The organism is Demequina gelatinilytica (assembly GCF_000971115.1).
GTDB lineage: Bacteria > Actinomycetota > Actinomycetes > Actinomycetales > Demequinaceae > Demequina > Demequina gelatinilytica.
This window is the reverse complement of the sequence record NZ_BBLV01000005.1, coordinates 14,492-36,954: the sequence shown is the minus strand read 5'-3', so window position 1 is coordinate 36,954 and position 22,463 is coordinate 14,492. Positions and strand designations below refer to the sequence as shown.

Genomic DNA, 22,463 nt, shown 5'->3' with positions numbered 1-22,463 from the left:
ACCTGGAGCTTCACCACCACCCTCACCGCCACCGAGGCCTTCGGCGACATCGACTGCACCGCCGACGACACCACCTGCGGCGTCTTCATCCGCCTCGCCCACACCTTCACCGGCAACTACACCCTCGACCAGCACATCCCCCTCACCTTCGCGGCACCCCCGGTCGAGCCCGTCGTCACCGTCACCCCCACCGAGGACGTCACCGACGGCGACACCCTCACCGTGACCGGCACCCTGCCCGCACAGATCGACGGCGCCGACACCTCCATCTACGTCATGTACTGCGCCACCACCGGCGGCGAGATCGGCACCGCAGCCGGACGACCCTCCGGCACCCTGTGCGACTCCACCCGCCAGCAGTGGCTCATGCACACCTCCGTCTACGGCCAGCCCACCACCGGCACCGTCACCGACGACACCTGGAGCTTCACCACCACCCTCACCGCCACCGAGGCCTTCGGCGACATCGACTGCACCGCCGACGACACCACCTGCGGCGTCTTCATCCGCCTCGCCCACACCTTCACCGGCAACTACACCCTCGACCAGCACATCCCCCTCACCTTCGCGGCGGACGATGCCGGCGAGGGCGAGGGCGACGGCGACGGGACCGGCGGGTCCGGCGGGACCGGCGAGGGCGACGAGGGCGACGGCGACACCTCGACGGAGACCCCCGTCGGCAGCCTCGCGTGGGGCGTCGATGCCGACTTCCGCTCTTACGTCACGGGCTCGATCGCGCAGGGCAGCATCACCGTCACGGGCGCGACCGCGAAGAACGGCATCTACACGTTCACCCAGTCCGGCGGCGACGCCGATGCTGCGGCCATGACCGGTGTCGCACGCTACGCGGGTGCCGTCACCTTCACGGGCCACCACGGCGCGCTCGATCTCACCATCGCCGACCCGCGCGTCCGCTTCACCGCCACCGGTGCCGTGCTCACCGCGGCGGTCGACGGCACGCGGGTCGACTTCGCGACGCTCGACCTCTCATCCGCCGCACGGACCACGATCGACGGCGCCACCCGCTGGGCCGCGGCTCCCGCGACCCTGACCTCCGCGGGCGCCAAGGCCTTCGACGGCATCTACTCCGCGGGCCGCACGCTCGACCCGGTGACGTTCACCGTGGGTGCCAGCAAGGCCGTCGACACCGGCTCCGGATCGTCGTCCGGCGGGTCCTCCTCAGGAGGCTCGAGCTCGGGCAGCGGCAGCGGCAGCGGCAGCGGCGCAGGCACCAGCACGGGCACCGACACGACGACCACCCGGACGGTCGGTCGCCTCACGTGGGGCATCGACTCCGGCTTCCGCTCGTACGTCACGGGCCCGATCGCCCAGGGTGCGATCTCGGTGACCGGCGCAAGCGCGAAGGGCGGCAGCTTCACGTTCCTCCAGTCCGGCGGCGACGCCGACGCCGACGCGCGCACCGGCACCGCCCGCTACGCCGGCGCGGTGACGTTCACGGGCCACCACGGCGAGCTGAACCTCACGGTGTCCAACCCCTACGTCCGCCTGGGGTCCACGGGCGCGACGCTCAGCGTCGAGGTGGACGGCGTGCGCGTCGACTTCGCGACGCTCCATCTGGCGGCCGGCACCCGCACCACGCTCGACGACGCGGTCCGGTGGGCGAACGTCCCCGCCACGCTCACGTCCGAGGGCGTCCGCGCGTTCGACGGCTTCTACGCGGCCGGTCGCGCGCTGGACCCCGTGACGTTCACCGTCGGCACCGGCACCGCGGTGGCAGGCTCCACCTCCACCGTGGTCGCCTCCGCGGCCACGGCATCGTCCAGCGCCGACGTGCCCTCGACGCCTCCGGCGACCACCGGCATCGTCCTCGACGACGAGACCCTCGCGGCGCTGCTGCGCGGCGAGGTGGTCACCATCCGCGTGGGCGGCTTCGAGCCGGGCGAGACCGGCGTGCGCGTGGTCGTGTACTCGACGCCGACCATCCTCGCGGAGGACCTCACCGCGGACGCGGAAGGCGTGGTCGAGTGGACGGGGGCCCTTCCCGGCTCCCTCACGGGCACGCACACGCTCACCTTCCAGGGCTCGGACAGCTACGGGATCGTGCTCGACATCCCCGCCCGCACCATGTGCCTGGTGGACGACGCGACGCTCGCATGGGGCGTGAAGGACTCGTTCCGCGCCTACATCGAGGGCACCATCGCGAACGGCACCTGGGAGCTCGACGGCGTGACGCAGGACGGCGGACAGTTCGTCTGGACGGCCGGCACCGGCGGCCTCGACACCGACCCGGTCAGCGGCGCCATCGCGTTCGACGGAGCGGTGCTGTTCACCGGCCACGAGGGCGCGCTCAGCACCACGCTCGCCAACCCCACCGTGGAGGTGAGCGACGGCGTCGCCACGCTGGTCCTCGACGTGACGGGCGAGACCCAGGCCGGTGACGCGGTCGAGCAGACCGGCGTGCGCTTCGCGACGCTCGACACCGCTGCGGCGGAGGTCTCGACCGACGGCGACACCGTGACGCTCACGGACATCCCTGCCACGCTCACGGCGGACGGCGCCGCGGCTTTCGGCACCTACCCCGAGGGCTCGGAGCTCGACCCCGTGACGCTCACCGTGACCGCCGCCGAGGCCTGCGGCGGCGTCATCGCGGGCCTCCCGGCCCCCGAGCCCACCGTCGAGGAGACCTCCGAGCCCGCGGCCGACGTCGCGGTCGAGGACCAGGCGGCGGCGGACGATGCGGGCGCGGCGCCCGCGGACGGCGCACCTTCCCCCTGGTGGCCGTGGGCCGTCGGCGCGGCCGCGCTGCTGGCCGCCGGTCTCGCTCTCGGGATCCGCAGGGCGCGCCGGGCCTGACACCCGCCGCATACGGCAAGGAGCCCCCGACCTACCGGTCGGGGGCTCCTTGCCGTGGTGGGAGGCGGCGCACGGTCAGCGGCGCGGCAGCACCACCGGCAGACCGGTGTCCGGGTCCTCGATCACGCGCACGCCGAGCCCGTAGACCGGCTCGAGCAGCTCCGGCACCAGCACCTCGCGCGGCGTGCCGAGGCCGGCGAGCCGGGCACGGTCGAGCACAGCGATGCGGTCGGCGTAGGCCGCGGCGAGGGAGAGGTCATGGACCACGACCACCACCGCGCTGCCGGCCCGCGCGAGCGACCGTGCGAGCGCGAAGACCTCCTCCTGATGGCGGATGTCGAGCGCCGCTGTCGGCTCGTCGAGCATGACCACGGGAGTGCGCTGCGCGAGCACGCGCGCGAGCGAGACCCGCGCCCGCTCGCCGCCCGACAGCGACGTGAAGACGCGATCCGTGAGGTGCGTGACGTCGGCCCGTGCGAGCGACTCGGCGATCACCGCATCGTCCTCCTCGGCCTCGGGCCGGGCGCGCCACGGGCTGCGGCCCATCGCGACCACCTCGCGCACCGTGAAGGCGAACGCCACCTGGTTGTCCTGGGTCAGCACGGCGCGCTCGCGGGCCAGGGCTCCGGCCTGCCAGGCGGCCAGGGGCCGTCCGTCGAGCTCGACCAGCCCGCCGGCGAGCTCCCGCTCGCCGGACAGCGCGGACAGCAGGGTCGACTTCCCTGCGCCGTTCGGCCCGACGAGCGCGAGGAGCTCCCCGTGGCGCACGTCGAGCGTCACCCGGTCGACCAGCACGGCGGCTCCGGCCCGGACCGTGACCTCGCGCGCATGGATCGCGGCCGTCATGCCCACCCTCCCGAGCGTGAGCGCTGCCGGCGCAGCAGCCAGAAGAAGAAGGGTCCGCCCACGAGCGAGGTGAGCAGCCCGATCGGCAGCTCGGCGCCGGTGACGAGCGTGCGCGCCGCCACATCGGCGTACGTGAGCAGCACCGCGCCGCCCAGGGCGCTGGCGAGCAGCAGGGCACGATGCGCGGGGCCGAGCGCGAGGCGCATCACATGCGGCACCACGAGCCCCACGAAGGCGATGATGCCCGCGTAGGCGACGGCGGCGCCGGTCAGCACGGCGACCACCAGGATCGAGACGATGCGCAGGCGCTCGACCCGCACGCCCAGGTGCGCGGCGGTGCGCTCCCCCAACGCGAGCAGGTCGTAGCGGGGCGCGAGCGCCGCTGCGACGGCGATCCCGATCACGGCGAGGACCGCCACCACGGCGACCTCGGGCCACCGGGTCCCGTTGAGGCTGCCGAGCTGCCAGAAGACGATCTGCTCGCGCGCGGCCGCGTCGCCGAGGAACAGCAGGAGCGCGAGCCCCGCACCCGCGAACGCGTTGACCGCGATGCCTGTGAGCAGGAGCGTCACCACCTCGGTGCGGCCGTTCGCACGCGCCATCGCGTACACGAGGAGCGTCACCCCGACCCCGCCCGCGAACGCGAACGCCGCGACAGAGGCGACCGACCCCAGCGCCGCGCCCGTGACGATCGCGAAGGCCGCTCCGAGCGCAGCGCCGGACGAGACCCCGACCACGCCCGGCTCGGCGAGCGGGTTGCCGAAGATCGCCTGCATCACGGCGCCCGCGACCGCGAGCGCGGCGCCCACCAGGACGCTCATCACCACGCGTGGGAAGCGGATCTGCCACAGCGCCTGGCTGGTGACGTCCGAGCCGGGCGCCCAGGAGGTGTGGATCCCCATGCCCTCGAGCGCCGCGCCGACCACCTCGGTGGGAGCGATCGCGAGCTGACCGACGGCAGCAGAGAGCAGCACCCCGACCGCGAGCACGGCCAGGAGCGCGAGCCCCACGACCGGGGCGCGGCGTCCCCGCGCGCTCACGCGCCGTAGACCGCGGCGGCGAGCGCCTCGACGATCGCGCCGGAGCGTGGGCCGAACGCGAGGATGTCGTGGTCGTCCATGTCGACGATGCGCCGGTTCTCCCCCGCGCTGGTGAGCGCGATCGCGGGGCGGTCCGCGAGCAGGCCGTCGATCCCCCCGACCGACTCGAGGCCCTTGGTCATCACCAGGATCACGTCGGGGTCCGCGGCCAGCATCGCCTCGTCGGTGAGCGGCTGCATGCCGCGGATGCCCGCGTCGGCCGCCGCGTCGATGCCGCCCAGGGCGACGACGAGCTCGTCCGCCCCGGACTCCTCACCGAACATGTAGTAGACGCCGGCGGAACCGCGGAGGTACAGGAACGCCATGCGGAGCGGCTGCTCCTGGGTGTCCGCGAGCGCCGCGACATCGTCCGTCGCCTGCGCCACCTCCGCCGCGATACGTGCGGCGAGCTCCTCGCCCGCCGCGGGCAGGCCGAGCGCGTCGCCCACCTGACGAGCGAGCTCGCCGGCGCCCTCGAAGCCGTCCTCGTTCTCGACGTAGACCACGGGGATGCCTGAGTCGCGCAGCTGTGCGACCGCATCGGACGGGCCGATGCTGCCGTCGGTGAGCACCACTGTCGGCTCGAGCGCGAGCACGGCCTCCGGGGTGAGCGTGTGGCTCGCGCCGGTCACCACGGGGACGTCCTCGAGCCCGGGGATCTCGGAGGCGGTGTCGCGCCCGACGATGCTGTCGCCCAGCCCGAGCGCGACCACCGTCGCGGCGATGCCGCCCGTCATGTCCACCGCGACGATCCTGCTCGTGTCGGCGACCGTCACCTGACGCTCGCCCGCGCGCTCGTGCGACGCGACCGTGACCGGCAGCTCGGGGACGGCGACGCCCTCGAGGATCTCGACCGCACGGTCGTCGAGGACCGCCGTCGCGGGGCCTCCGGCGGCCGCGCGCGCCTCGCCGCCCGCGGCGGACGGCTGGACGGACGCCACGGGCCCGGCGCAGCCCGCCATGGCCAGCACGGCGGCCCCGATCGCGAGGCGCGCGACGATGCGCGCGGCCACTAGGCGGCCGCGCGGACGTCCGCGCCCAGCGCGTCGAAGATCGCGCCGTTGAAGTCGAAGGCCGCCTGCGCCTCAGCGATCAGCGCGGCCTCCTGCCGGGGGTCGAGGACCAGCGCGTCGAGCTGCTCGCGATACGCGCGCTTGTAGCGCACGGGCGAGTCGATCGCCTCGAAGCGGTAGAAGCCCAGCTGCGCCTCGGTCGCGCCGTAGTGACGCGCGACCAGCGCCGCGATCGCCTGACCTCCGGACAGATCTCCCAGGTAACGGGTGTAGTGGTGGGCCACGTAGCGCGGCACGTCGGTCGCGTCGAGAGCGCGCAGATGGTCCACATAGGCCTGCGTCGCGGGGAGCGCGGGCAGCACCGCCTCCCAGTCGCCCGCGCCGAGCTCAGCCAGGTCCGCCTCCATGGAGGGCACCCGGCGCAGCGCCTGGTCGGCGAGGAATCCGGGGTCACCCGGCTGCGGCTCACGCGCCTCGAGCGCGCGGTACACGTAGGTGTACTGGGCGAGGTAGCGGACGTACGCGTGGAGATCGAGCTCGCCACCCATGAGCCGGGTGATGAAGGAGCGGTTCTCGGTGTCGCGGTGCTGCGGCGCGGTGGCCTCCCGCAGCCGTGCTGCGAGGCCGGCGGGGACGTCGGTATCGGTCATGCGAGCAACCTACCAATTCCGCAAGCCCTGTGTCACCAAATTCAGCGGACCCGGGGGACGAAAAACCCCGGCGCGGCCACATCGTCGGGGCCGTGCCGGGGTCACAGTAGGTGCGGGCACGCCATTGTGTCCGCACTCGACGACGCTAGCGGGCGCGAGCCACCGAACGACCGGCGTTACGCAATAGTTATCAATGGCAACGTTCACATGGTGAGATCGCGCTCTCTCGACCTGCAGGAGCCGTGAAGCGACGGGGGATACCCTCGAGACAGGGGGTGACGCCCATGACCGAGACCGCAGCGACGGTGACAGAGTCGACCGATCGCTCGCCGCGCTCGGCGGACCCCGATGGCCCCCCGCGCAGCGGACGCGCGCGCACCCGCGAGACCGCTCCAGCATCGTCCCGCCGCCCACCCGGGCTGCTCGAGCCCTCGTTCTCGGGCGTCGGGCTGGTGGTGGGAGCCTTCCTCATCTCGGTCTCGCTCGAGCCGTCCCTGCTGCCGCGCGTCCCGGTGGTCCAGGGCCTCGCGTCGGGCGTGTCGTTCATGGTCGGGTACGGGGCCGGCGCCGGAGCGCACGCGGTGTGGAACTACCTGCAGGTCCCCAACCTGCACGGACGCGCGCGGCGCATCGTCGCATGGTCGCTGCTCGCCGTCATCTGGGTGAGCCTCTCGCTGTCGGTGTGGCGCTGGGTGGGATGGCAGAACGGCCAGCGGCGGGCCTTCGGGATGGACGACCTCAACCCCACCGCCTGGCCCATCGTCATCGGCACGGGCCTCGCCGTCGCCGCCGCGCTGCTGATCCTCGCGCGCGCCCTCCGAGCGCTGTTCCGGTGGGCCGACGACGTGGCAGCGCGCTACCTGCCACCGCGGCTCGCGGTCGCGCTCGCGACCGCGGGCATGCTCGTGCTGCTGTGGCTGCTGGTCTCCGGGCTGCTGGTGCGCGGCCTCTTCCTGGTGGCCAACGAGGCGTTCTCGGTGCGCGACACCCACGACAAGGCCGGCACCACGCTGGTGACCTCGACGCTGCGCTCGGGCGGCGCGGACTCGCTGGTCGAGTGGGACCAGCTGGGCCGGCAGGGGCGCAGCTTCGTCTCGTCGGGCGCCACGGCCGCGGAGCTCGAGGCCTACGACGACCAGCCCTCCCTCGAGCCCATCCGCGTGTACGTAGGCCTCAAGTCCGCGCCCACGCTCGAGGAGCGTGCGCAGCTGGTGCTCGAGGAGCTGGTGCGCACCGGCGCGTTCGATCGCGAGGTGCTGGTGCTCGCCACCACCACGGGCACGGGCTTCATCGACTCCAACGCCGCCGACTCGCTCGAGTTCCTCTACCACGGGGACACCGCCATCGCGGGGCTCCAGTACTCGTACCTGCCCAGCTGGCTGTCGCTCCTCGCGGATCAGGAGGCCGTCGCGGACGCCTCGCTCGCGGTGTTCGACGCGGTCCACGACTACTGGGCCGACCTGCCGGACTCGGCGCGGCCCGCGCTCTACCTGTACGGGCTCTCGCTGGGCTCCGCCGGCGTCGAGTCGATCCTCACCGGCCCGGACATCCTCAACGAGCCCATCGACGGCGCGCTCATGACGGGGCCCACGTTCCTCAACCTGCTCCACAACCAGCTCGAGCGCTCGCGCGACGAGGGCTCGCCCGCATGGCTGCCCGTGGTGGGCGACGGACGCACCATCCGCTTCACGGGCGAGGACGATGCGCTCGACCAGCCGGACGCCGCGTGGGGCGAGACTCGCGTGGTCTACCTGCAGCACGGGTCCGACCCGGTGGTGTTCTTCTCCCCCACCACGTTCTACCGCGAGCCCGAATGGCTGCAGGGCGAGGCACGCGCGCCCGACGTGTCCCCCAAGATGAGCTGGTTCCCGCTCATCACCGGCTGGCAGACGCTGCTCGACATGCCTGCCTCCGGCTCGGTGCCCGAGGGCTACGGCCACATGTACACCGCGAGCGCCAACCTCCAGGCATGGGTGGGCATCACCCGGCCCGCCGGCTGGACGGACGCGGACACGGCGCGGCTGGGCGCGTATCTCGACGCGCGCCGCGCCGAGCAGCGCACCCTCCTGGAGCAGCTGAGCCAGTAGGCAGCGCGCACGTCAATGGTGCGCGCGGGCCAGCCTCCACATGGTCCACGAGGTCCCGATGAACCGCCCCAGCTGAGCGACCACGTTGCGGCGCCTGCGCAGCTCGCCCCCGGTGGGCAGCGGCGCGTGCGCGATCCTCTCGTCCGTGCCATCCATCACACGCCTCCCTTCACTCCGGGATCCAGGTCCAGCCCGGGCGGGCCTTCGCCTTGTAGATGAACAGGGTGTGCAGCATGCGCTTCACCCAGTGGCCCGAGAGCCCGATCTCGCCCTTGGTCGCCTTGAGGTCGCGCCCGGTCTCCGGATACCTCTCCCAGTCGGGCACCACGGGGCTCATCGTCATCGCCGCGGCCGTGCCGGTACGCAGGCCGTGCCCCGCGGACGCGACGCACGCCGCCGCCATCTCGGACATCGACGCGGAGTGGGTGGGCACGGGAGCGCCCTTGAGGATCATGTCCGCGATCGACTTCGCGACCACCTTGCCCATGGTGCCCGAGGGCATGCCGGTGCGCGGCGGCGATGGGGCGACCGCGACGCCGTCGGGGGTCGCGCGCGGCACCGAGATCTGGTGCGGGGGCGCGAACGCGATGCCCACGGCGAACACGTTGCGGTAGATCGGGTTCTGGTAGGTGCGCGGCCAGTCGCGCGCCGACCACTCGTCGTACGGCTTGGGCGTGTAGTCCGCGTCGACCTTGAGGAAGCCCGACGGCGCGAAGATGGTCGAGGTGATGTCAGCGCCCGCGCGGTCGAACGCCTTCCAGTCGTTGCCCTTGAACGGCGGCAGCAGCATCGCGAAGTCGTAGGCGAGGTCGTTGTGCGAGCCGTCCAGCTGGTCGTAGTGGATGACGCCGGGATCGATCGAGGTGACCGCCGCGCCGGTGATCGCCCGCACGCCGCGCTCGCGGAACAGCGACTCGGTCCACAGCTGGGAGGTGGTGCGGTAGCCGTTCTGATCGAACTGCATGCCGCCCACCCCGAAGTCGCCGAGCTCGTTCTCGTTGGTGAGGTAGACGATGTCCGCGTTGTCGCGCACGCCCGCCTCGCGCAGCTCGTGCTCGACGTTGAAGGTGTACTCGAACGCGGCGCCCTCGCACGTGCACGTGCCGTGGCCCACGCCGATCACCACCGTCTTGGGCCCCGCGCGCAACGCCCCCTTGAGCTCCTCGAGCCGCGCCGCGGCCTCGGTCGCGTGGTCGGGGGTGCACACGGACAGGGTGTGGCCGCCGTCGGGCCCCAGCCCGGGCGTCGCGCCGAAGTTGAGCTTGGGCCCCGTCGCGTTGATCACGTAGTCGTAGCGGAGCCTCTTCCGCTCGCCGTCATGGGCCGCGCTGGTGAGCTCGACCTCGACCGCCGGCTGCGCATCGTCGGCGTCGCCCTCGGGCCACAGCGCGACGGCCTTGCCCTGCACGAACCGGATGCCCTGCTTCCTGTAGATGGGCCCCAGCTCGAAGACCACATCCTCGTGGGACATCTTGCCCACGCCCACCCAGATGTTGGAGGGGATCCAGTTGTAGGTGGGCTTGGGGTTGACCACCACCACCTCGTGCTCCTTCGGCAGGAGCTTGCGCAGGTACAGGGCCGCCGTGTGCCCCGAGACGCCGGCGCCCAGCACGACCACGCGCGCCATGTCCGATCACCTTCCTCGCTGATCTGTGGGAGGGCCGTCGCCGTTGACGGCCCATCATCCAGATCTATACCCCCGAGGGTATGTGGCGCAAGGGACGTTGGTCCCTTCCGCGGCGCACGGACGATGCGCTAGCCGGAGACGCGGACGCGCCGCCGGGAGGCCCGGCGGCGCGTCGAGGAACGGTCAGCCCTTCTTCTTCTCCGCGGCCTCCTTGAGGAGGAACATCGGCAGGATCCAGGTCGCGAGCGCGGTGATGAGCCACACCAGCACCGTCGCGGCGATCCAGGTCCCGATGCCGTCGATGGTGAAGTCGTCGACCACCAGCGTCGCGATGAGCAGCGCCACGAAGGTGGAGACCAGCCCCACGCCGCCCAGGATCGCGTTGGCGTACTTGGTGGCCATCTTGAAGATCAGCGGAGAGAGGATCCACTGGGCGACCGCGTAGACCACCGTCGCGACCAGCAGCGCCATCAGGGGGAGGGACATGTTGTCGCTCAGGATCAGCGACGTGATCCACAGGCCGAGGGCCGCGGAACCGAGGAAGATCAGCGTGTGAACCAGGAATCGCACCATGAGGCCGACGCTACTACCGGTTCGCCCGATTCGCACGGCAATCAGGCATGACGCGCATATGTCCGCTGCGGACGATGCGGGCGTTCAGCCCTTCTTGACGTCGCCCGAGGCGTCGATCACCTTGGTGTCCCCGTCGCCGCGCCCCTTGCGGTCGCTCGAGAACACCCCGGGGAGGATCCACACGCCGATCGCGGTGATGAGCCACACGAGCAGCGTCGCGGCCGCCCACGTGCCGAAGCCGTGGATGGTGAGCCCGGACGTGAGGGTGGCTGTGATGAGCAGCGCGACGAACGTGGAGATGATGCCCACGCCGCCCACGACCGCGCGCGCACGCTTGTGGATCTGACGCTCGATCAGCGGCGAGAGCAGGCTCTGGGCGAGCGCGAAGAACACCGTCGCGGTGATGAGGCCGCTCAGCTTGAGCTCGAAGTCGGAGCCGAGCATGAGCGACGTGAGGGCGAGCGCGGCGGCGGCCGAGGACAGGAAGACGGCGGCCTTGAGCAGGAATCTCTCCATGGACCGACGCTACCCCGCGCCGGGCGCGGCCCGCGAGGGGGAACCGCGACCTCGACCCAGGCATCGTCCCTGGATACGGATCGAGGGTGCCTCCCGGAGGAGGCACCCTCGTGCGCTGTCGACCATCTCGCCGGCTTCCAGGGACTTGAGGCCGGTGAGCAAGACGAATCGGTCCTAGGACCTTGTGCCCAGAACAGTACAGCATCGCGATCCATTCCCGGGAGCTCCGCCCATCGCGATCCGGACACATCCCGGCAAACCGCGTCGGATAGGTTCAGGGCATGCTGCACCACGCCCCCCTCATCACGACGATCGCGGTGGGCCTCGTGGCCGCCTTCATCCTGGGGCTGCTCGCGCAGCGCCTGCGCCTCTCCCCGATCGTCGGGTACCTCGCCGCGGGCCTCGTGATCGGGCCGTACACCCCGGGGTATGTCGGGGACGTCGACCTCGCCGTGCAGCTGAGCGAGATCGGCGTGATCCTGCTGATGTTCGGCGTGGGCCTCCACTTCTCCTTCAAGGAGCTGCTCGCGGTGCGCAAGGTCGCCCTGCCCGGGGCGATCCTCCAGATGACGGCGGCCGCGGCGCTCGGCACGGGGCTCGGGCTCTGGATGGGCTGGGGGCTGGCGAGCGCGATGCTGTTCGGCCTCGCCCTGTCGGTCGCGTCGACCGTGGTGATGCTGCGCGCGCTCGAGGAGCGTCAGATGCTCGACACGCGCGCCGGGCACATCGCGGTCGGCTGGCTCATCGTCGAGGACCTCGCGATGGTCATCGCGCTCGTGGTGGTCCCCGTGCTCGCGGGAGGCGGCGTCTCCGGCGGCGAGCTCGCGGGCGAGCTCGCGCTCACGGTGCTGCGCGTCGGCGGCTTCGTCGCGCTCATGTGGTTCGTGGGCCGGCGGGTCATCCCCTGGGGCCTGGCGCGCGTCGCCGACACGGGCTCGCGCGAGCTCTTCACCCTCGGCGTGCTGGCCATCGGCCTGGGCGTCGCGGTGGGCGCGGCCTGGCTGTTCGAGGTCTCGTTCGCCCTCGGTGCGTTCTTCGCCGGCATGATCCTGCGCGAGTCCGACCTCGCGCATCGTGCCGCCGAGGACTCCCTCCCCCTCCGCGACGCCTTCGCGGTGCTGTTCTTCGTCGCGGTCGGCATGCTCGTCGACCCCGGCATCGTGCTGCGCCAGCCGCTCGCGCTCCTCGCGACCGTCGCGATCATCGTGGGAGGCAAGCTCGTCGTGGCGTTCGTGCTGGTGCGTGCCATGCGGTACTCGCGGTCCATGGCGCTCGTGATCGCCGCCTCCCTCGCGCAGATCGGCGAGTTCTCCTTCATCCTGGTGACGCTCGGCGCGGACCTCGAGATCCTCCATCAGGACGCTCAGGACCTGGTGCTCGCGGGAGCGATCCTCTCGATCATCGTCAACCCGCTCCTCTTCGCCTGGGTCACGCGCGCGATCGCGCGGCGCCGAACCCCTGTCGAGGAGGACGATGCCCCGTTCACCACCGCGGCGACCGACCACGTCATCGTGGTGGGCTACGGACGCGTGGGCGGGCGGGCCGCGCGGCGCCTGTGGGCCGCGGACGTCCCGACCGTGGTGATCGACGACGACGAGACCCGCGTCGAGCGCATCCGGGCGGAGGGGCACGAGGCGGTGCTCGGCAACGCGGTACGCGCCAAGGTGCTGCACGCCGCGGGGATCGGGGCGGCGCGCGCGGTGCTGGTGGGGGTGCCCGATCCGCTCAACGCCGGCGCCGTGGTCGCGGCGGCGCGCGAGCTCGCGCCCGAGGCGGACATCGTGGCGCGCGGTCACGGCAAGCGCGATGTGGCCTACCTCGAGGAGCAGGGTGCCACCCGGGTGCTCGTGGGAGTCCACGAGGTCGCGGACCTCATGGTCGAGCGGGCCGGCGGTCGGCCCGACACGCCTGCCGGCGACGCGTAGGACGCCGGCGCCTCCGGCCGGCCCGCGCCCGCCGGACGGTCCCCGACAAGCGCCGCGCCCCGAGCGGGCCTAGCCTGGCCGGATGAACCACGACGGCGTGCGTCTCGACTCCCTCATCCCGCTGCTCCACCAGGCCTACGACGCGGCCTTCGAGGAGGCGCTCGCGGACCGGTCCACCACGCGCACCGAGCTCGTCATGCTGAGCGTGCTCGCACGCGCCTCCCAACCCTTGACCTGGGACGCGGTCGAGTCCGCGATGGGCCCGCGCTACTCGGCCGTCGCGTGCACCGAGGCGTGGAACGCTCTCGCCGTCGCGGGCTGGGCGGTCGAGCCCGACGGCCTCTACGCGGCGACGGATGCGGGCCGCGACGTGGTGGACGATCTCGACAAGGAGCGGGAGCGGATCGTCGCGCGCGCGACCGAGGGCCTGAGCGAGGACGAGGTCGCGACGGCGATCGTCGCGCTGCGCGGCATGCTCGCCAACCTCGGCGCCTGACCACCGTCGCCGCCGTCCTCAGACCGCCGGCGCGCTCTCCGCATCCTGGACGTTCGCGTGGTAGTCCGCCTTGCGGATCCGCACCAGCAGCAGCGCGGACAGCATCCCCAGGTAGAGCAGCACGGCACCCCACAGGAATCCCGTGTGGAAGCCCGCGACCAGGGACTCGGGGCCGGGCACCTGCGCGACGCTGCCGTCCGGCATGGCCCGCTCGACCGTGCCGATCTGCTCCACGGAGCGCGTGGTCGACGCGAGCGCGAGCGTGGACAGCAGCGCGAGCCCCACGGAGCCGCCCACCTGCTGCGTCGTGTTGAGGAGGGCCGAGGCGACGCCCGCATCCCGCGGCTGCACGCCGATGAGCGCCGTCGAGCTGGTCGGGATGAACACGAACGCCATGCCGACGCTGATCATCACGAGCGAGGGCAGCACGTGGGTCCAGTACTGGTCCTGAGGCGTGATGCGCAGGAGCATGAGCATCCCCGTCCCGGCGACCGCGAGCCCGCCCACCATGAGAGGGCGCGGCCCGGTCACCGGCAGCACCCGCGCGACGAGGCCCGCGGCGAGGATGATGCCGAGCGAGAACGGGAGGAAATGCAGGCCTGTGCGCAGCGCGGAGTACCCGAGCACGCCCTGCATGTAGTAGCTGAGGAACAGGAACATCGCGAAGAGCCCGGCCCCGACCAGCAGGAACGTGAGGTAGGAGCCCCCGCGGATCGGATGGGCCGGGATGCGAAGCGGGAGCAGCGGATGCGCGACGCGACGCTCCACCAGCACGAAGGTGACAAGCAGCACCGCTGCCGCGGCGAGGCACGCGATCGCGAGCGGGTCGGCCCAGCCGGCATCGGCCTCCGACACGCGCGTGAAGCCGTAGACCAGCGCCAGGAGACCCGACGTGGCGAGCAACGCCCCAGGGATGTCGTAGGACGCGTGACCATCCGAGCGGGACTCGCGCACCATCCCGACCGCGAGCGCCGCGGTGACGAGCGCGATGGGGACGTTCACCCACATGACCCATCGCCAGCCGGGGCCGTCGGTGAGGAGCCCACCCAGGATGAGCCCGATCGCGGCGCCGCCGCCGGAGAGCGCCCCGAACACCCCGAACGCCTTCGCGCGCTCATGCGGCTCCGTGAACGCGACCGTGACGAGCGACAGAGCGGCCGGGGCGAGCAGCGCGGCGAACATGCCTTGGAGGCCCCGCGCGGCGAACATGAAGCCCTCCGCGGGAGCCAGACCACCCAGCGCGGACGCCGCGGCGAAGCCGAGCAGACCCACGATGAAGGTCCGCTTGCGACCCCAGTAGTCGGCGACGCGACCGCCGAGGAGCAGGAGGCCGCCGAACGCGAGGGTGTACGCGGTGACGACCCATTGGCGGTTGGCGTCCGAGATGGCCAGCGCCTCCTGGATGTGCGGCAGCGCGACGTTCACGATCGACCCGTCGAGGATGATCATGAGCTGCGCGACCGCGATGACGGCCAGCATGCGCCAGCGCGTCGGATCCGGCTCGGTGGTCTCGGGGACAGAGGTGAGATCGGCCATGAGCGGCCTCGATTCTGGGACGGGGCGCGCGTCGCGCGAGGCGCACGTCCGGCTGTTGGGGACAGGTGCCGGCGCGTCGTCATCGTCCGCGTCAGTGAACCGCATCCCCACCGTCGCCCCGTGGGCGTTCACGCGTCAATCCCCCGTTCTGGGGGTCCCGGACAGCTAGTCGGTGCCGCGCATGACGCGGTTCCACGCGTTGGTGATCGCGACCACCTCGATGATCGAGCCGATCTGCCCCGCGTTGAACCACGCCCCGACGTGCTCGCGCGCATCGGCCTCGAGGCCACGCGGCGCATCGGTGAGGATCTCCGCGAACCGCAGCGCCGCGGCGTCGCCGTCGGACACGAGGCCGTCGCGCATCAGGCGAGCGGGCCTCGCGAGCGCGCTGATGAGGTCGTGCCGGGCACCTTGCTGGGCGAGCGACTCCGAATGCATCCGGACGGAGCCGTGACAGCCGTTGAGGTGCGAGACGCGCAGCCGGATCATGTCGCGCAGCCGCGGATCGAGCGCGTCGCCGGCATCGCCGTCGAGTCGCTCAAGCGCCTTGAGAAAGCTCGCCTGAACCCGCGCATCCATGCCCTGCAGGCTAGTCGTGAGACCGCTCCCGGGGATAGGGGGCGCGCGGTCGCCGGGGACGATGCGGACGCCACCCCCGTGGATCGCGCGCCGCATCACCCCTGGTTCCACGAGCCTCGATGCCTCATGATGAGGTCATGGCCCTTCTTGCCCGCACATGCGCCGGCGTCTGCGGCGCGCTCGCCGTCAACGCGCTGCCGCACGGTGCCGCGGCGATCCTCCGGCGCCCGTTCCCCTCGGTGTTCGCCGACCCGCCCGGACGCGGGATGTCGACGCCGCGCGAGAACGCCGCATGGTCCTCGATCAACGCCGCAGGCGCGACCGTGGCCGGTGCCGTCGCGCTGCGCCTAGGCGAGCCGCGCTCGCTCGTGGTGCCCGCAGCGGCCGGGGCCGCCGTCATGGCGGCGGTCGTGGTCGGGTGGTTCGGCCCGCTCATGCGGGAGGAGGCCGCGCGCGCCGCATCGTCCGACGACGTCTGACCTCGGCGCCTCGCGCGGGAACGCCGGGCCGTGCATCGTCCCCGGTGCCCGCGCATCGTCCCCGCTCTGGAACAATGGCCCCCATGACTTCGCGCATTCCCGACAAGGCCACCGTCGACGGGCTCGAGGACCGCTGGAACGAGGCCTGGGAGGCCGCCGGCACCTACCGCTTCGACGAGTCGAAGACCCGCGAGCAGGTGTACTCGATCGACACCCCGCCCCCCACCGTCTCGGGCTCGCTCCACGTGGGCCACGTGTTCAGCTACACGCACACCGACGTGGTGGCCCGCTTCCAGCGCATGCGCGGCCGCGAGGTGTTCTACCCCATGGGGTGGGACGACAACGGCCTCCCCACCGAGCGCCGCGTGCAGAACTACTACGGCGTGCGCTGCGACCCGACCCTCCCCTACGTCGAGGGCTACGAGCCCCCGTTCGCCGGTGGCGAGGGCAAGTCGGTGAAGGCCGCGGACCAGCAGCCGATCTCGCGCAGGAACTTCGTCGAGCTGTGCGAGCGCCTCACCGCCGAGGACGAGAAGCAGTTCGAGGCGCTGTGGCGCCACCTCGGCCTGTCGGTCGACTGGTCCCGCACGTACCAGACCATCTCCCCCTCCTCGCAGGCCGTGGCGCAGCAGGCCTTCCTGCGGGGCCTGTCGCGCGGCGAGTGCTACCAGGCCGAGGCGCCCACGCTGTGGGACGTGACGTTCCGCACCGCGGTCGCGCAGGCGGAGCTCGAGGACCGCGAGCGTCCCGGCGCGTACCACCGCCTGGCCTTCGAGCCGGCGGCGGACATGGAGGAGGCCACCGGCTCGTACGAGTCCGTGTGGATCGAGACCACCCGCCCCGAGCTGCTCCCCGCGTGCGTGGCCCTGGTCGCGCACCCCGATGACGAGCGCTACAAGCCGCTGTTCGGCACGCACGTGCGCACGCCGCTGTTCGGCGTCGAGGTGCCGGTGGTCGCGCACCACCTCGCCAACCCCGAGAAGGGGTCCGGCATCGCGATGATCTGCACCTTCGGCGACATCACGGACGTCACCTGGTGGCGCGAGCTGCGTCTGCCCACGCGTCCCGTGCTCGGCTGGGACGGCCGCGTGCTGCCGGAGGCGCCGTCCGGCATCGAGTCGGCCGAGGGCCTCGCGGCGTACGGCGAGCTCGCCGGTATGACCGTGTTCTCCGCGCAGAAGCGCATCGTCGAGATGCTGCAGGAGGCCGGCGTCATGGACGGCGACCCGCGCGCGATCTCGCACCCCGTCAAGTTCTTCGAGAAGGGCGACAAGCCCCTCGAGATCGTCACCACCCGCCAGTGGTACATCCGCAACGGCGGCACCGACGCCGCGCTGAACGCGGAGCTGGTCGCGCGCGGCTCGGAGCTGGACTTCGAGCCCGACTTCATGCGCGTGCGCTACGAGAACTGGGTCAAGGGGCTCACGGGCGACTGGCTGATCTCTCGCCAGCGCTTCTTCGGCGTGCCCATCCCGGTCTGGTACCCCGTGCTCGCGGACGGCTCGCCCGACTTCGACAACCCCCTGGTCCCGTCGGAGGAGGCTCTCCCGGTCGACCCGTCCGTGGACGTGCCCGCGGGCTACGAGGCCTCGCAGCGGGACGTGCCCGGTGGCTTCACGGGCGAGAAGGACATCATGGACACGTGGGCGACCTCGTCGCTCACCCCGCAGATCGTGTGCGGCTGGCGCGACAACCCCGCGCTGTTCGCGGCGACCTTCCCCATGGACCTGCGCCCCCAGGGCCAGGACATCATCCGCACGTGGCTGTTCTCCACCGTGGTGCGCTCGCACGCCGAGCACGGCACCCTGCCCTGGAAGCACGCCGCGATCTCCGGCTGGATCCTCGACCCCGACCGCAAGAAGATGTCGAAGTCGAAGGGCAACGTCGTCACGCCCATGGGCCTGCTCGAGTCGCACGGCTCGGACGCGGTCCGCTACTGGGCAGCCGCGGCACGCCTGGGCACCGACGCCGCGTTCGACGAGGGCCAGATGAAGATCGGCCGCCGCCTCGCGATGAAGGTGCTCAACGCCTCGAAGTTCGTGCTGGGCGCGACCGGCATCTCCACGGCGGCGGGCTCGTCGCTGGCCGAGGGCCTCGAGGCGACCGCGCACGTCACCGCCGCCCCGGTCACCGAGGCGCTCGACGCGGCGATGCTCTCGGCGCTCGCCGACGTCGTGGACGCCGCGACCAAGGCGCTCGAGGGCTACGACCACACCAAGGCCCTCGAGGTCGCGGAGACCCTGTTCTGGACCTTCTGCGACGACTACCTCGAGCTGGTCAAGGCGCGCGCCTACGACGGTGCCGCCCCCGGCGAGGCCATCGACCCGCACGCGCCGTGCTCGGAGGGTGCCGCATCGGCACGCGCCGCGCTGACGCTGTCGCTGCAGACCTTCCTGCGCCTGTTCGCGCCGGTGCTGCCGTTCGCGACGGAGGAGGTGTGGAGCTGGTTCCAGGAGGGCTCGGTCCACCGCGCGGCCTGGCCGGTGCCCGCACCGCTGCGCGAGGCCGCGGGCGAGGCCTCCCAGGGCGCTCCCCTGCTGGCCGCGGCCGGCGAGGCGCTCTCCGTGCTGCGCAAGGTGAAGTCCGAGGCGAAGGTGTCGCAGCGCACGCCGCTGGCGTCCGTGGACCTGCTGGTGCCCGCCGCGAAGGCCACCCTGGTGCGGGCCGCGAAGGCGGACCTGCTCGCCGCGGGCCGTGTGGAGGCGATGCAGATCGTCGACACCGAGGCGGCGCTCGAGCCCAACGTCGACGGCCTGGGCACCGAGGACGGCTCGCCCGACGCGATCGCCGACCCCACGGTGATGCGCACGGAGAACGCGGTCCTGGGCGAGGCGTAGGCCCCTCAGCCCATCCCTCCCCGCCCCTCCCCGCCCCTCCCCGCCCCTCCCCTTCGGAAGTGGTAGGTAGTGGTCGGTGTGGCGAGGTTCTCACCTCACAGTGGTAGCTGATTGTCGAGAGGCGCCGGTCGGTGCTGGTGTCCCCAGCCCCGACCGGCGTTTCTGTCTCCACCGAAGCTCTCAGCCGACCGCGGGGAGCAGCCCGAAGCCTCCTACAACCGACGGTGTGACCCATCTCCGCTCCGTCCCCACCCTTGCTCCCGAGGAGACGCTCGCCGACGCCTTGCGACGCACCACCCGCGCGTTCACGTTCGCCGAGCTCGCGAGCATGGCAACTGCGCGGAAGGCGCGGACCGCCGTCGAGCACGGCCACGCCGTGCGGGTCCTTCCGGATGCGTACGTCGCAGGCATCCACGTCGAGTCGTTCGCGGCTCGGGCCGATGCGGCGCTGCTGTGGTCGGGCCTCAACGGGGCCCTGTCCGGCCCGGCCGCGCTGTACGTGTGGGGATTCCTCGCCGAGCCGCCCGAGGTGATCGACCTGGTGATGCCGCATCCCCTCCACCACCAGATCCCGGAATGGCTGCGGATCCGACGCATCAGCTGGCAGCCTCCCCTCGCACGCCTTCACGCCATGACCGTGGTGGGAGCCGCGCACGCGGTGGTGCTGGGCTATGGGCTGCTCCCCACACGGGATCGCTCGACCGCGGTGCACGCGGCGATCGCCAGCGGCATGACGAGCGTCGATCAGCTCCTCGATGCCGTCGCCGCCGTCCCTCGGGTGCCCTCGCGTCGTGCATTGGTGCGAACCCTCGAAGCCGCCGGGTTCGGCGCAGAGAGCTATCTCGAGGAGCACAGCGCGCGCAAGGTGTTCAACACGGGTGAGTTCGCGCGCTTCATCCGCCAGCACCGCGTGCTCGCCGACGGGCAGACGCACCGCCTCGACATGTTCGACCCGTCGACCTTGACCAACATCGAGCTCGACAGCGAGGAGCACCATGGCGGCTTCGACCAGCGCCGCCGGGACCTGCGCAGGGATGCGCGACTCGCCACCGTGGGGATCCAGGCCGTGCGGCTCGACTACCGGGACCTCATCGAGAGACCGGAGTGGTGCCGCGCCTTGGTACGCGGCGTGCTCGTATCCCGCGAGCGCCACATGAGCGACAATGCGCTACCACTGTGAGGCGAGGAACGTGCGTAACCGACCACTACCTACCATTTTCGGTGGGGGTGGGTCAGGCGGCGCCCTGCTCCTCGATGCGGCCCTCGTAGGCCGGCATGGCGCGCTCGAGGACGGTCTCGCGGGTCACCGTCACACGGGCGATATCGTCGCGGCCGGGGACGTCGAACATGGTCTCCTGGAGGACCTCCTCCATGATCGCGCGGAGGCCGCGCGCTCCCGTGCCGCGCTCGAGCGCCTGCTCCGCGATCGCGTGGATCGCGTCGGTCTCGAACTCGAGCTCCACGTTGTCGAGCTCGAACATGCGCTGGTACTGCTTCACCAGGGCGTTCTTCGGCTCCGTGAGGATGGAGACCATCGCCTCGACGTCCAGCGGGTTGACCGTCGCGATGACGGGCATGCGGCCGATGAACTCGGGGATGAGGCCGAACTTGTGAAGGTCCGCCGGGGTGACCTCCGAGAAGAGGTCGGTGTTGTCCTGCTCCTTGAGGGTCGCGCCGAAGCCGATGCCCTTGCGACCCACGCGCGAGCTGATGATCTCCTCGAGGCCCGCGAACGCGCCGCCCAGGATGAACAGCACGTTGGTGGTGTCGATCTGGATGAACTCCTGGTGGGGGTGCTTGCGCCCGCCCTGCGGCGGCACCGAGGCGACCGAGCCCTCGAGGATCTTCAGCAGCGCCTGCTGCACGCCCTCGCCCGAGACGTCGCGCGTGATCGAGGGGTTCTCCGCCTTGCGCGCGACCTTGTCGATCTCGTCGATGTAGATGATGCCGCGCTGGGCCTTGTCGACGTCGTAGTCGGCGGCCTGCAGGAGCTTGAGGAGGATGTTCTCGACGTCCTCGCCGACGTAGCCGGCCTCGGTGAGGGCGGTCGCGTCCGCGATGGCGAACGGGACGTTGAGCATCTTCGCGAGCGTCTGCGCGAGGTACGTCTTGCCGGTTCCGGTGGGCCCGATGAAGAGGACGTTCGACTTCGCGATCTCCACCGCGTCGTCGTCGCCCTTGAGCCGGGTCTCGCCCGCGCGGACGCGCTTGTAGTGGTTGTAGACCGCGACCGACAGCGCGCGCTTCGCGGAGACCTGGCCCACGATGTACTGCTCGAGGAAGTCGAAGATCTCGCGAGGCTTGGGGAGCTCGGTGAGCTCGGCCTCGACCTGCTCGGCGAACTCCTCCTCGATGATCTCGTTGCACAGCTCGATGCACTCGTCGCAGATGTACACGCCCCCGCCCGCGATGAGCTTGCGGACCTGCTTCTGCGTCTTGCCGCAGAACGAGCACTTGAGCAGATCGCCGCTGTCTGCGGGTCGGTTCATCGTGGGGCTCCTCTCACGAACCAGGTCGTGTGATTCAAGGCTACCTACGGCCTCTGACACACGGAGGACGGCGCGCCGGGCTCAGAGCACAGCCTCGCAGATACCAGCGCCGATGTGCGCGATCCTTAGCATTTTGTGACCTTCTGGACATCGTCCTGACATGCACGACGGGGCGCCGGCACGACGCCGGCGCCCCGTGTGCTGTCGAGAGGTCGCGCTACGCCCCCGCGGGACGCACCGCGGTGGTGCCCTTGCGGGACTCGAGGACCTGGTCCACGAGGCCGTACTCCTTGGCCTGCTCGGCCGAGAGGAACGTGTCGCGCTCGATGTCCTCGCGCACCTTCTCGGGGGTCTGACCCGAGTGGAACGCCAGGGTGTTCTCGAGCCACTCGCGCATGCGGAGCATCTCCTCCGCGTAGATCTCGATGTCCGAGGCCTGCGCACGCGCGCCGCCCTCGATGCGCGGCTGGTGGATCATCACGCGGGCGTTGGGCAGCGCGAGGCGCTTGCCCGGCGTGCCCGCCGCGAGCAGCACGGCCGCGGCGGAGGCCGCCTGGCCCAGGCACACGGTCTGGATCTCCGGCTTGATGTACTGCATCGTGTCGTAGATCGCGGTGAGCGCGGTCTGCGAGCCGCCGGGGCTGTTGATGTACAGCGTGATGAGGCGGTCGGGGTCCTGCGACTCGAGCACGAGCAGCTGGGCCATGACGTCGTCCGCCGAGGCGTCGTCGATCTGCACGCCGAGGAAGATGATGCGGTCCTCGAACAGCTTCGCGTACGGGTCCTGGCGCTTGAAGCCGTAGGCCGTGCGCTCCTCGAACTGGGGAAGGATGTAGCGCGACGAGGGGGCGTCGTACGCCCCGCCGCCGAACGTGCCGGCCGTGCGTCCGGCCGCCTGGAACGCGCGCTGGATCTCG

Annotated in this window: 19 protein-coding genes; 7 read left to right on the top strand and 12 right to left on the bottom strand. The window is 71.7% G+C overall.

What is annotated here, in order from left to right; genetic code table 11:
* The coding region (locus AOM00_RS05190) for an HtaA domain-containing protein (protein WP_169746811.1) at positions 1-2,814 on the top strand (2,814 nt) is incomplete at its 5' end.
* Between the two features lie 75 nt (positions 2,815-2,889).
* Here the strand turns inward: AOM00_RS05190 and AOM00_RS05185 are convergent.
* The 4 genes from AOM00_RS05185 to AOM00_RS05170 are packed head-to-tail and all read right to left on the bottom strand — an operon-like array spanning position 2,890 to position 6,402.
* Positions 2,890-3,660: a heme ABC transporter ATP-binding protein gene (locus tag AOM00_RS05185; RefSeq protein ID WP_062516778.1), complete on the bottom strand. Its 771-nt coding sequence runs from the start codon at positions 3,658-3,660 to the stop codon at positions 2,890-2,892.
* Entirely contained in the window at positions 3,657-4,700 is a 1,044-nt protein-coding gene (locus AOM00_RS05180) for a FecCD family ABC transporter permease (RefSeq protein WP_062516777.1), read from the bottom strand. Before AOM00_RS05180 ends, AOM00_RS05185 begins: the two co-directional genes overlap by 4 nt.
* Positions 4,697-5,752 (bottom strand): heme/hemin ABC transporter substrate-binding protein, encoded by a 1,056-nt coding sequence (locus tag AOM00_RS05175; protein ID WP_228373412.1) that lies wholly within the window; start codon positions 5,750-5,752, stop codon positions 4,697-4,699. Before AOM00_RS05175 ends, AOM00_RS05180 begins: the two co-directional genes overlap by 4 nt.
* Positions 5,752-6,402, bottom strand: a complete 651-nt coding sequence (locus AOM00_RS05170) for a biliverdin-producing heme oxygenase (protein WP_062516776.1) — start codon at positions 6,400-6,402, stop codon at positions 5,752-5,754. The genes AOM00_RS05175 and AOM00_RS05170 overlap by 1 nt, the downstream gene beginning before the upstream one ends.
* A gap of 284 nt (positions 6,403-6,686) precedes the next feature.
* Between AOM00_RS05170 and AOM00_RS05165 the strand changes: the two genes are divergently transcribed.
* A complete protein-coding gene (locus tag AOM00_RS05165; RefSeq protein WP_062516775.1) occupies positions 6,687-8,489 on the top strand; it encodes an alpha/beta hydrolase in 1,803 nt (600 codons plus the stop codon).
* A gap of 12 nt (positions 8,490-8,501) precedes the next feature.
* On the opposite strand, the gene AOM00_RS15590 is transcribed toward AOM00_RS05165, so the two are convergent.
* The 4 genes from AOM00_RS15590 to AOM00_RS05150 form a co-directional block, all read right to left on the bottom strand.
* The gene (locus AOM00_RS15590; RefSeq protein ID WP_169746810.1) at positions 8,502-8,645 is read right to left on the bottom strand and encodes a hypothetical protein; all 144 of its coding nucleotides are present in this window, start codon (positions 8,643-8,645) and stop codon (positions 8,502-8,504) included.
* A 13-nt stretch (positions 8,646-8,658) separates the two neighbouring features.
* Positions 8,659-10,116 carry an NAD(P)/FAD-dependent oxidoreductase gene (locus AOM00_RS05160; RefSeq protein ID WP_062516774.1) on the bottom strand — a complete coding sequence of 486 codons (1,458 nt, stop codon included), beginning with the start codon at positions 10,114-10,116 and terminating at the stop codon, positions 8,659-8,661.
* Positions 10,117-10,299: 183 nt separating this feature from the next.
* Positions 10,300-10,689: a phage holin family protein gene (locus tag AOM00_RS05155; RefSeq protein WP_062516773.1), complete on the bottom strand. Its 390-nt coding sequence runs from the start codon at positions 10,687-10,689 to the stop codon at positions 10,300-10,302.
* Positions 10,690-10,773: 84 nt separating this feature from the next.
* Positions 10,774-11,205: a hypothetical protein gene (locus AOM00_RS05150; RefSeq protein WP_062516772.1), complete on the bottom strand. Its 432-nt coding sequence runs from the start codon at positions 11,203-11,205 to the stop codon at positions 10,774-10,776.
* A gap of 281 nt (positions 11,206-11,486) precedes the next feature.
* Between AOM00_RS05150 and AOM00_RS05145 the strand changes: the two genes are divergently transcribed.
* Complete coding sequence (locus AOM00_RS05145; RefSeq protein ID WP_062516771.1) at positions 11,487-13,130, top strand: cation:proton antiporter domain-containing protein; 1,644 nt, start codon at positions 11,487-11,489, stop codon at positions 13,128-13,130.
* Positions 13,131-13,212: 82 nt separating this feature from the next.
* On the top strand, positions 13,213-13,626 hold the full coding sequence (locus AOM00_RS05140) for a winged helix DNA-binding protein (protein WP_062516770.1): 414 nt from the start codon (positions 13,213-13,215) through the stop codon (positions 13,624-13,626).
* Positions 13,627-13,644: 18 nt separating this feature from the next.
* On the opposite strand, the gene AOM00_RS05135 is transcribed toward AOM00_RS05140, so the two are convergent.
* Both AOM00_RS05135 and AOM00_RS05130 read right to left on the bottom strand, forming a co-directional pair.
* Complete coding sequence (locus tag AOM00_RS05135) at positions 13,645-15,162, bottom strand: MFS transporter (protein ID WP_062516769.1); 1,518 nt, start codon at positions 15,160-15,162, stop codon at positions 13,645-13,647.
* A gap of 165 nt (positions 15,163-15,327) precedes the next feature.
* A complete protein-coding gene (locus AOM00_RS05130; protein WP_062516768.1) occupies positions 15,328-15,741 on the bottom strand; it encodes a carboxymuconolactone decarboxylase family protein in 414 nt (137 codons plus the stop codon).
* Positions 15,742-15,878: 137 nt separating this feature from the next.
* On the opposite strand from AOM00_RS05130, the gene AOM00_RS05125 reads away from it, so the two are divergent.
* From AOM00_RS05125 to AOM00_RS05115, 3 genes are all read left to right on the top strand, one after another.
* Entirely contained in the window at positions 15,879-16,220 is a 342-nt protein-coding gene (locus AOM00_RS05125) for a hypothetical protein (protein ID WP_156159042.1), read from the top strand.
* A 74-nt stretch (positions 16,221-16,294) separates the two neighbouring features.
* Positions 16,295-19,057: a valine--tRNA ligase gene (gene valS, locus AOM00_RS05120; RefSeq protein ID WP_082096629.1), complete on the top strand. Its 2,763-nt coding sequence runs from the start codon at positions 16,295-16,297 to the stop codon at positions 19,055-19,057.
* Positions 19,058-19,283: 226 nt separating this feature from the next.
* Entirely contained in the window at positions 19,284-20,237 is a 954-nt protein-coding gene (locus tag AOM00_RS05115; RefSeq protein WP_062516766.1) for a hypothetical protein, read from the top strand.
* 52 nt (positions 20,238-20,289) lie between these two features.
* Here the strand turns inward: AOM00_RS05115 and clpX are convergent, their stop codons facing one another.
* On the bottom strand, positions 20,290-21,546 hold the full coding sequence (clpX, locus tag AOM00_RS05110; protein WP_062516765.1) for an ATP-dependent Clp protease ATP-binding subunit ClpX: 1,257 nt from the start codon (positions 21,544-21,546) through the stop codon (positions 20,290-20,292).
* 217 nt (positions 21,547-21,763) lie between these two features.
* Positions 21,764-22,459: an ATP-dependent Clp protease proteolytic subunit gene (locus tag AOM00_RS05105; protein ID WP_062308274.1), complete on the bottom strand. Its 696-nt coding sequence runs from the start codon at positions 22,457-22,459 to the stop codon at positions 21,764-21,766.
* Positions 22,460-22,463 lie beyond the last annotated feature (4 nt).

Coding starts and splice junctions, on each gene's coding strand:
- AOM00_RS05185 (WP_062516778.1), bottom strand. CDS start 3,660: ATGACGGCCGCGATCCATGCGCGCGAGGTCACGGTCCGGGCCGGAGCC.
- AOM00_RS05170 (WP_062516776.1), bottom strand. CDS start 6,402: ATGACCGATACCGACGTCCCCGCCGGCCTCGCAGCACGGCTGCGGGAG.
- AOM00_RS05165 (WP_062516775.1), top strand. CDS start 6,687: ATGACCGAGACCGCAGCGACGGTGACAGAGTCGACCGATCGCTCGCCG.
- AOM00_RS15590 (WP_169746810.1), bottom strand. CDS start 8,645: ATGGATGGCACGGACGAGAGGATCGCGCACGCGCCGCTGCCCACCGGG.
- AOM00_RS05160 (WP_062516774.1), bottom strand. CDS start 10,116: ATGGCGCGCGTGGTCGTGCTGGGCGCCGGCGTCTCGGGGCACACGGCG.
- AOM00_RS05155 (WP_062516773.1), bottom strand. CDS start 10,689: ATGGTGCGATTCCTGGTTCACACGCTGATCTTCCTCGGTTCCGCGGCC.
- AOM00_RS05150 (WP_062516772.1), bottom strand. CDS start 11,205: ATGGAGAGATTCCTGCTCAAGGCCGCCGTCTTCCTGTCCTCGGCCGCC.
- AOM00_RS05145 (WP_062516771.1), top strand. CDS start 11,487: ATGCTGCACCACGCCCCCCTCATCACGACGATCGCGGTGGGCCTCGTG.
- AOM00_RS05140 (WP_062516770.1), top strand. CDS start 13,213: ATGAACCACGACGGCGTGCGTCTCGACTCCCTCATCCCGCTGCTCCAC.
- AOM00_RS05135 (WP_062516769.1), bottom strand. CDS start 15,162: ATGGCCGATCTCACCTCTGTCCCCGAGACCACCGAGCCGGATCCGACG.
- AOM00_RS05130 (WP_062516768.1), bottom strand. CDS start 15,741: ATGGATGCGCGGGTTCAGGCGAGCTTTCTCAAGGCGCTTGAGCGACTC.
- AOM00_RS05125 (WP_156159042.1), top strand. CDS start 15,879: ATGGCCCTTCTTGCCCGCACATGCGCCGGCGTCTGCGGCGCGCTCGCC.
- valS (WP_082096629.1), top strand. CDS start 16,295: ATGGCCCCCATGACTTCGCGCATTCCCGACAAGGCCACCGTCGACGGG.
- clpX (WP_062516765.1), bottom strand. CDS start 21,546: ATGAACCGACCCGCAGACAGCGGCGATCTGCTCAAGTGCTCGTTCTGC.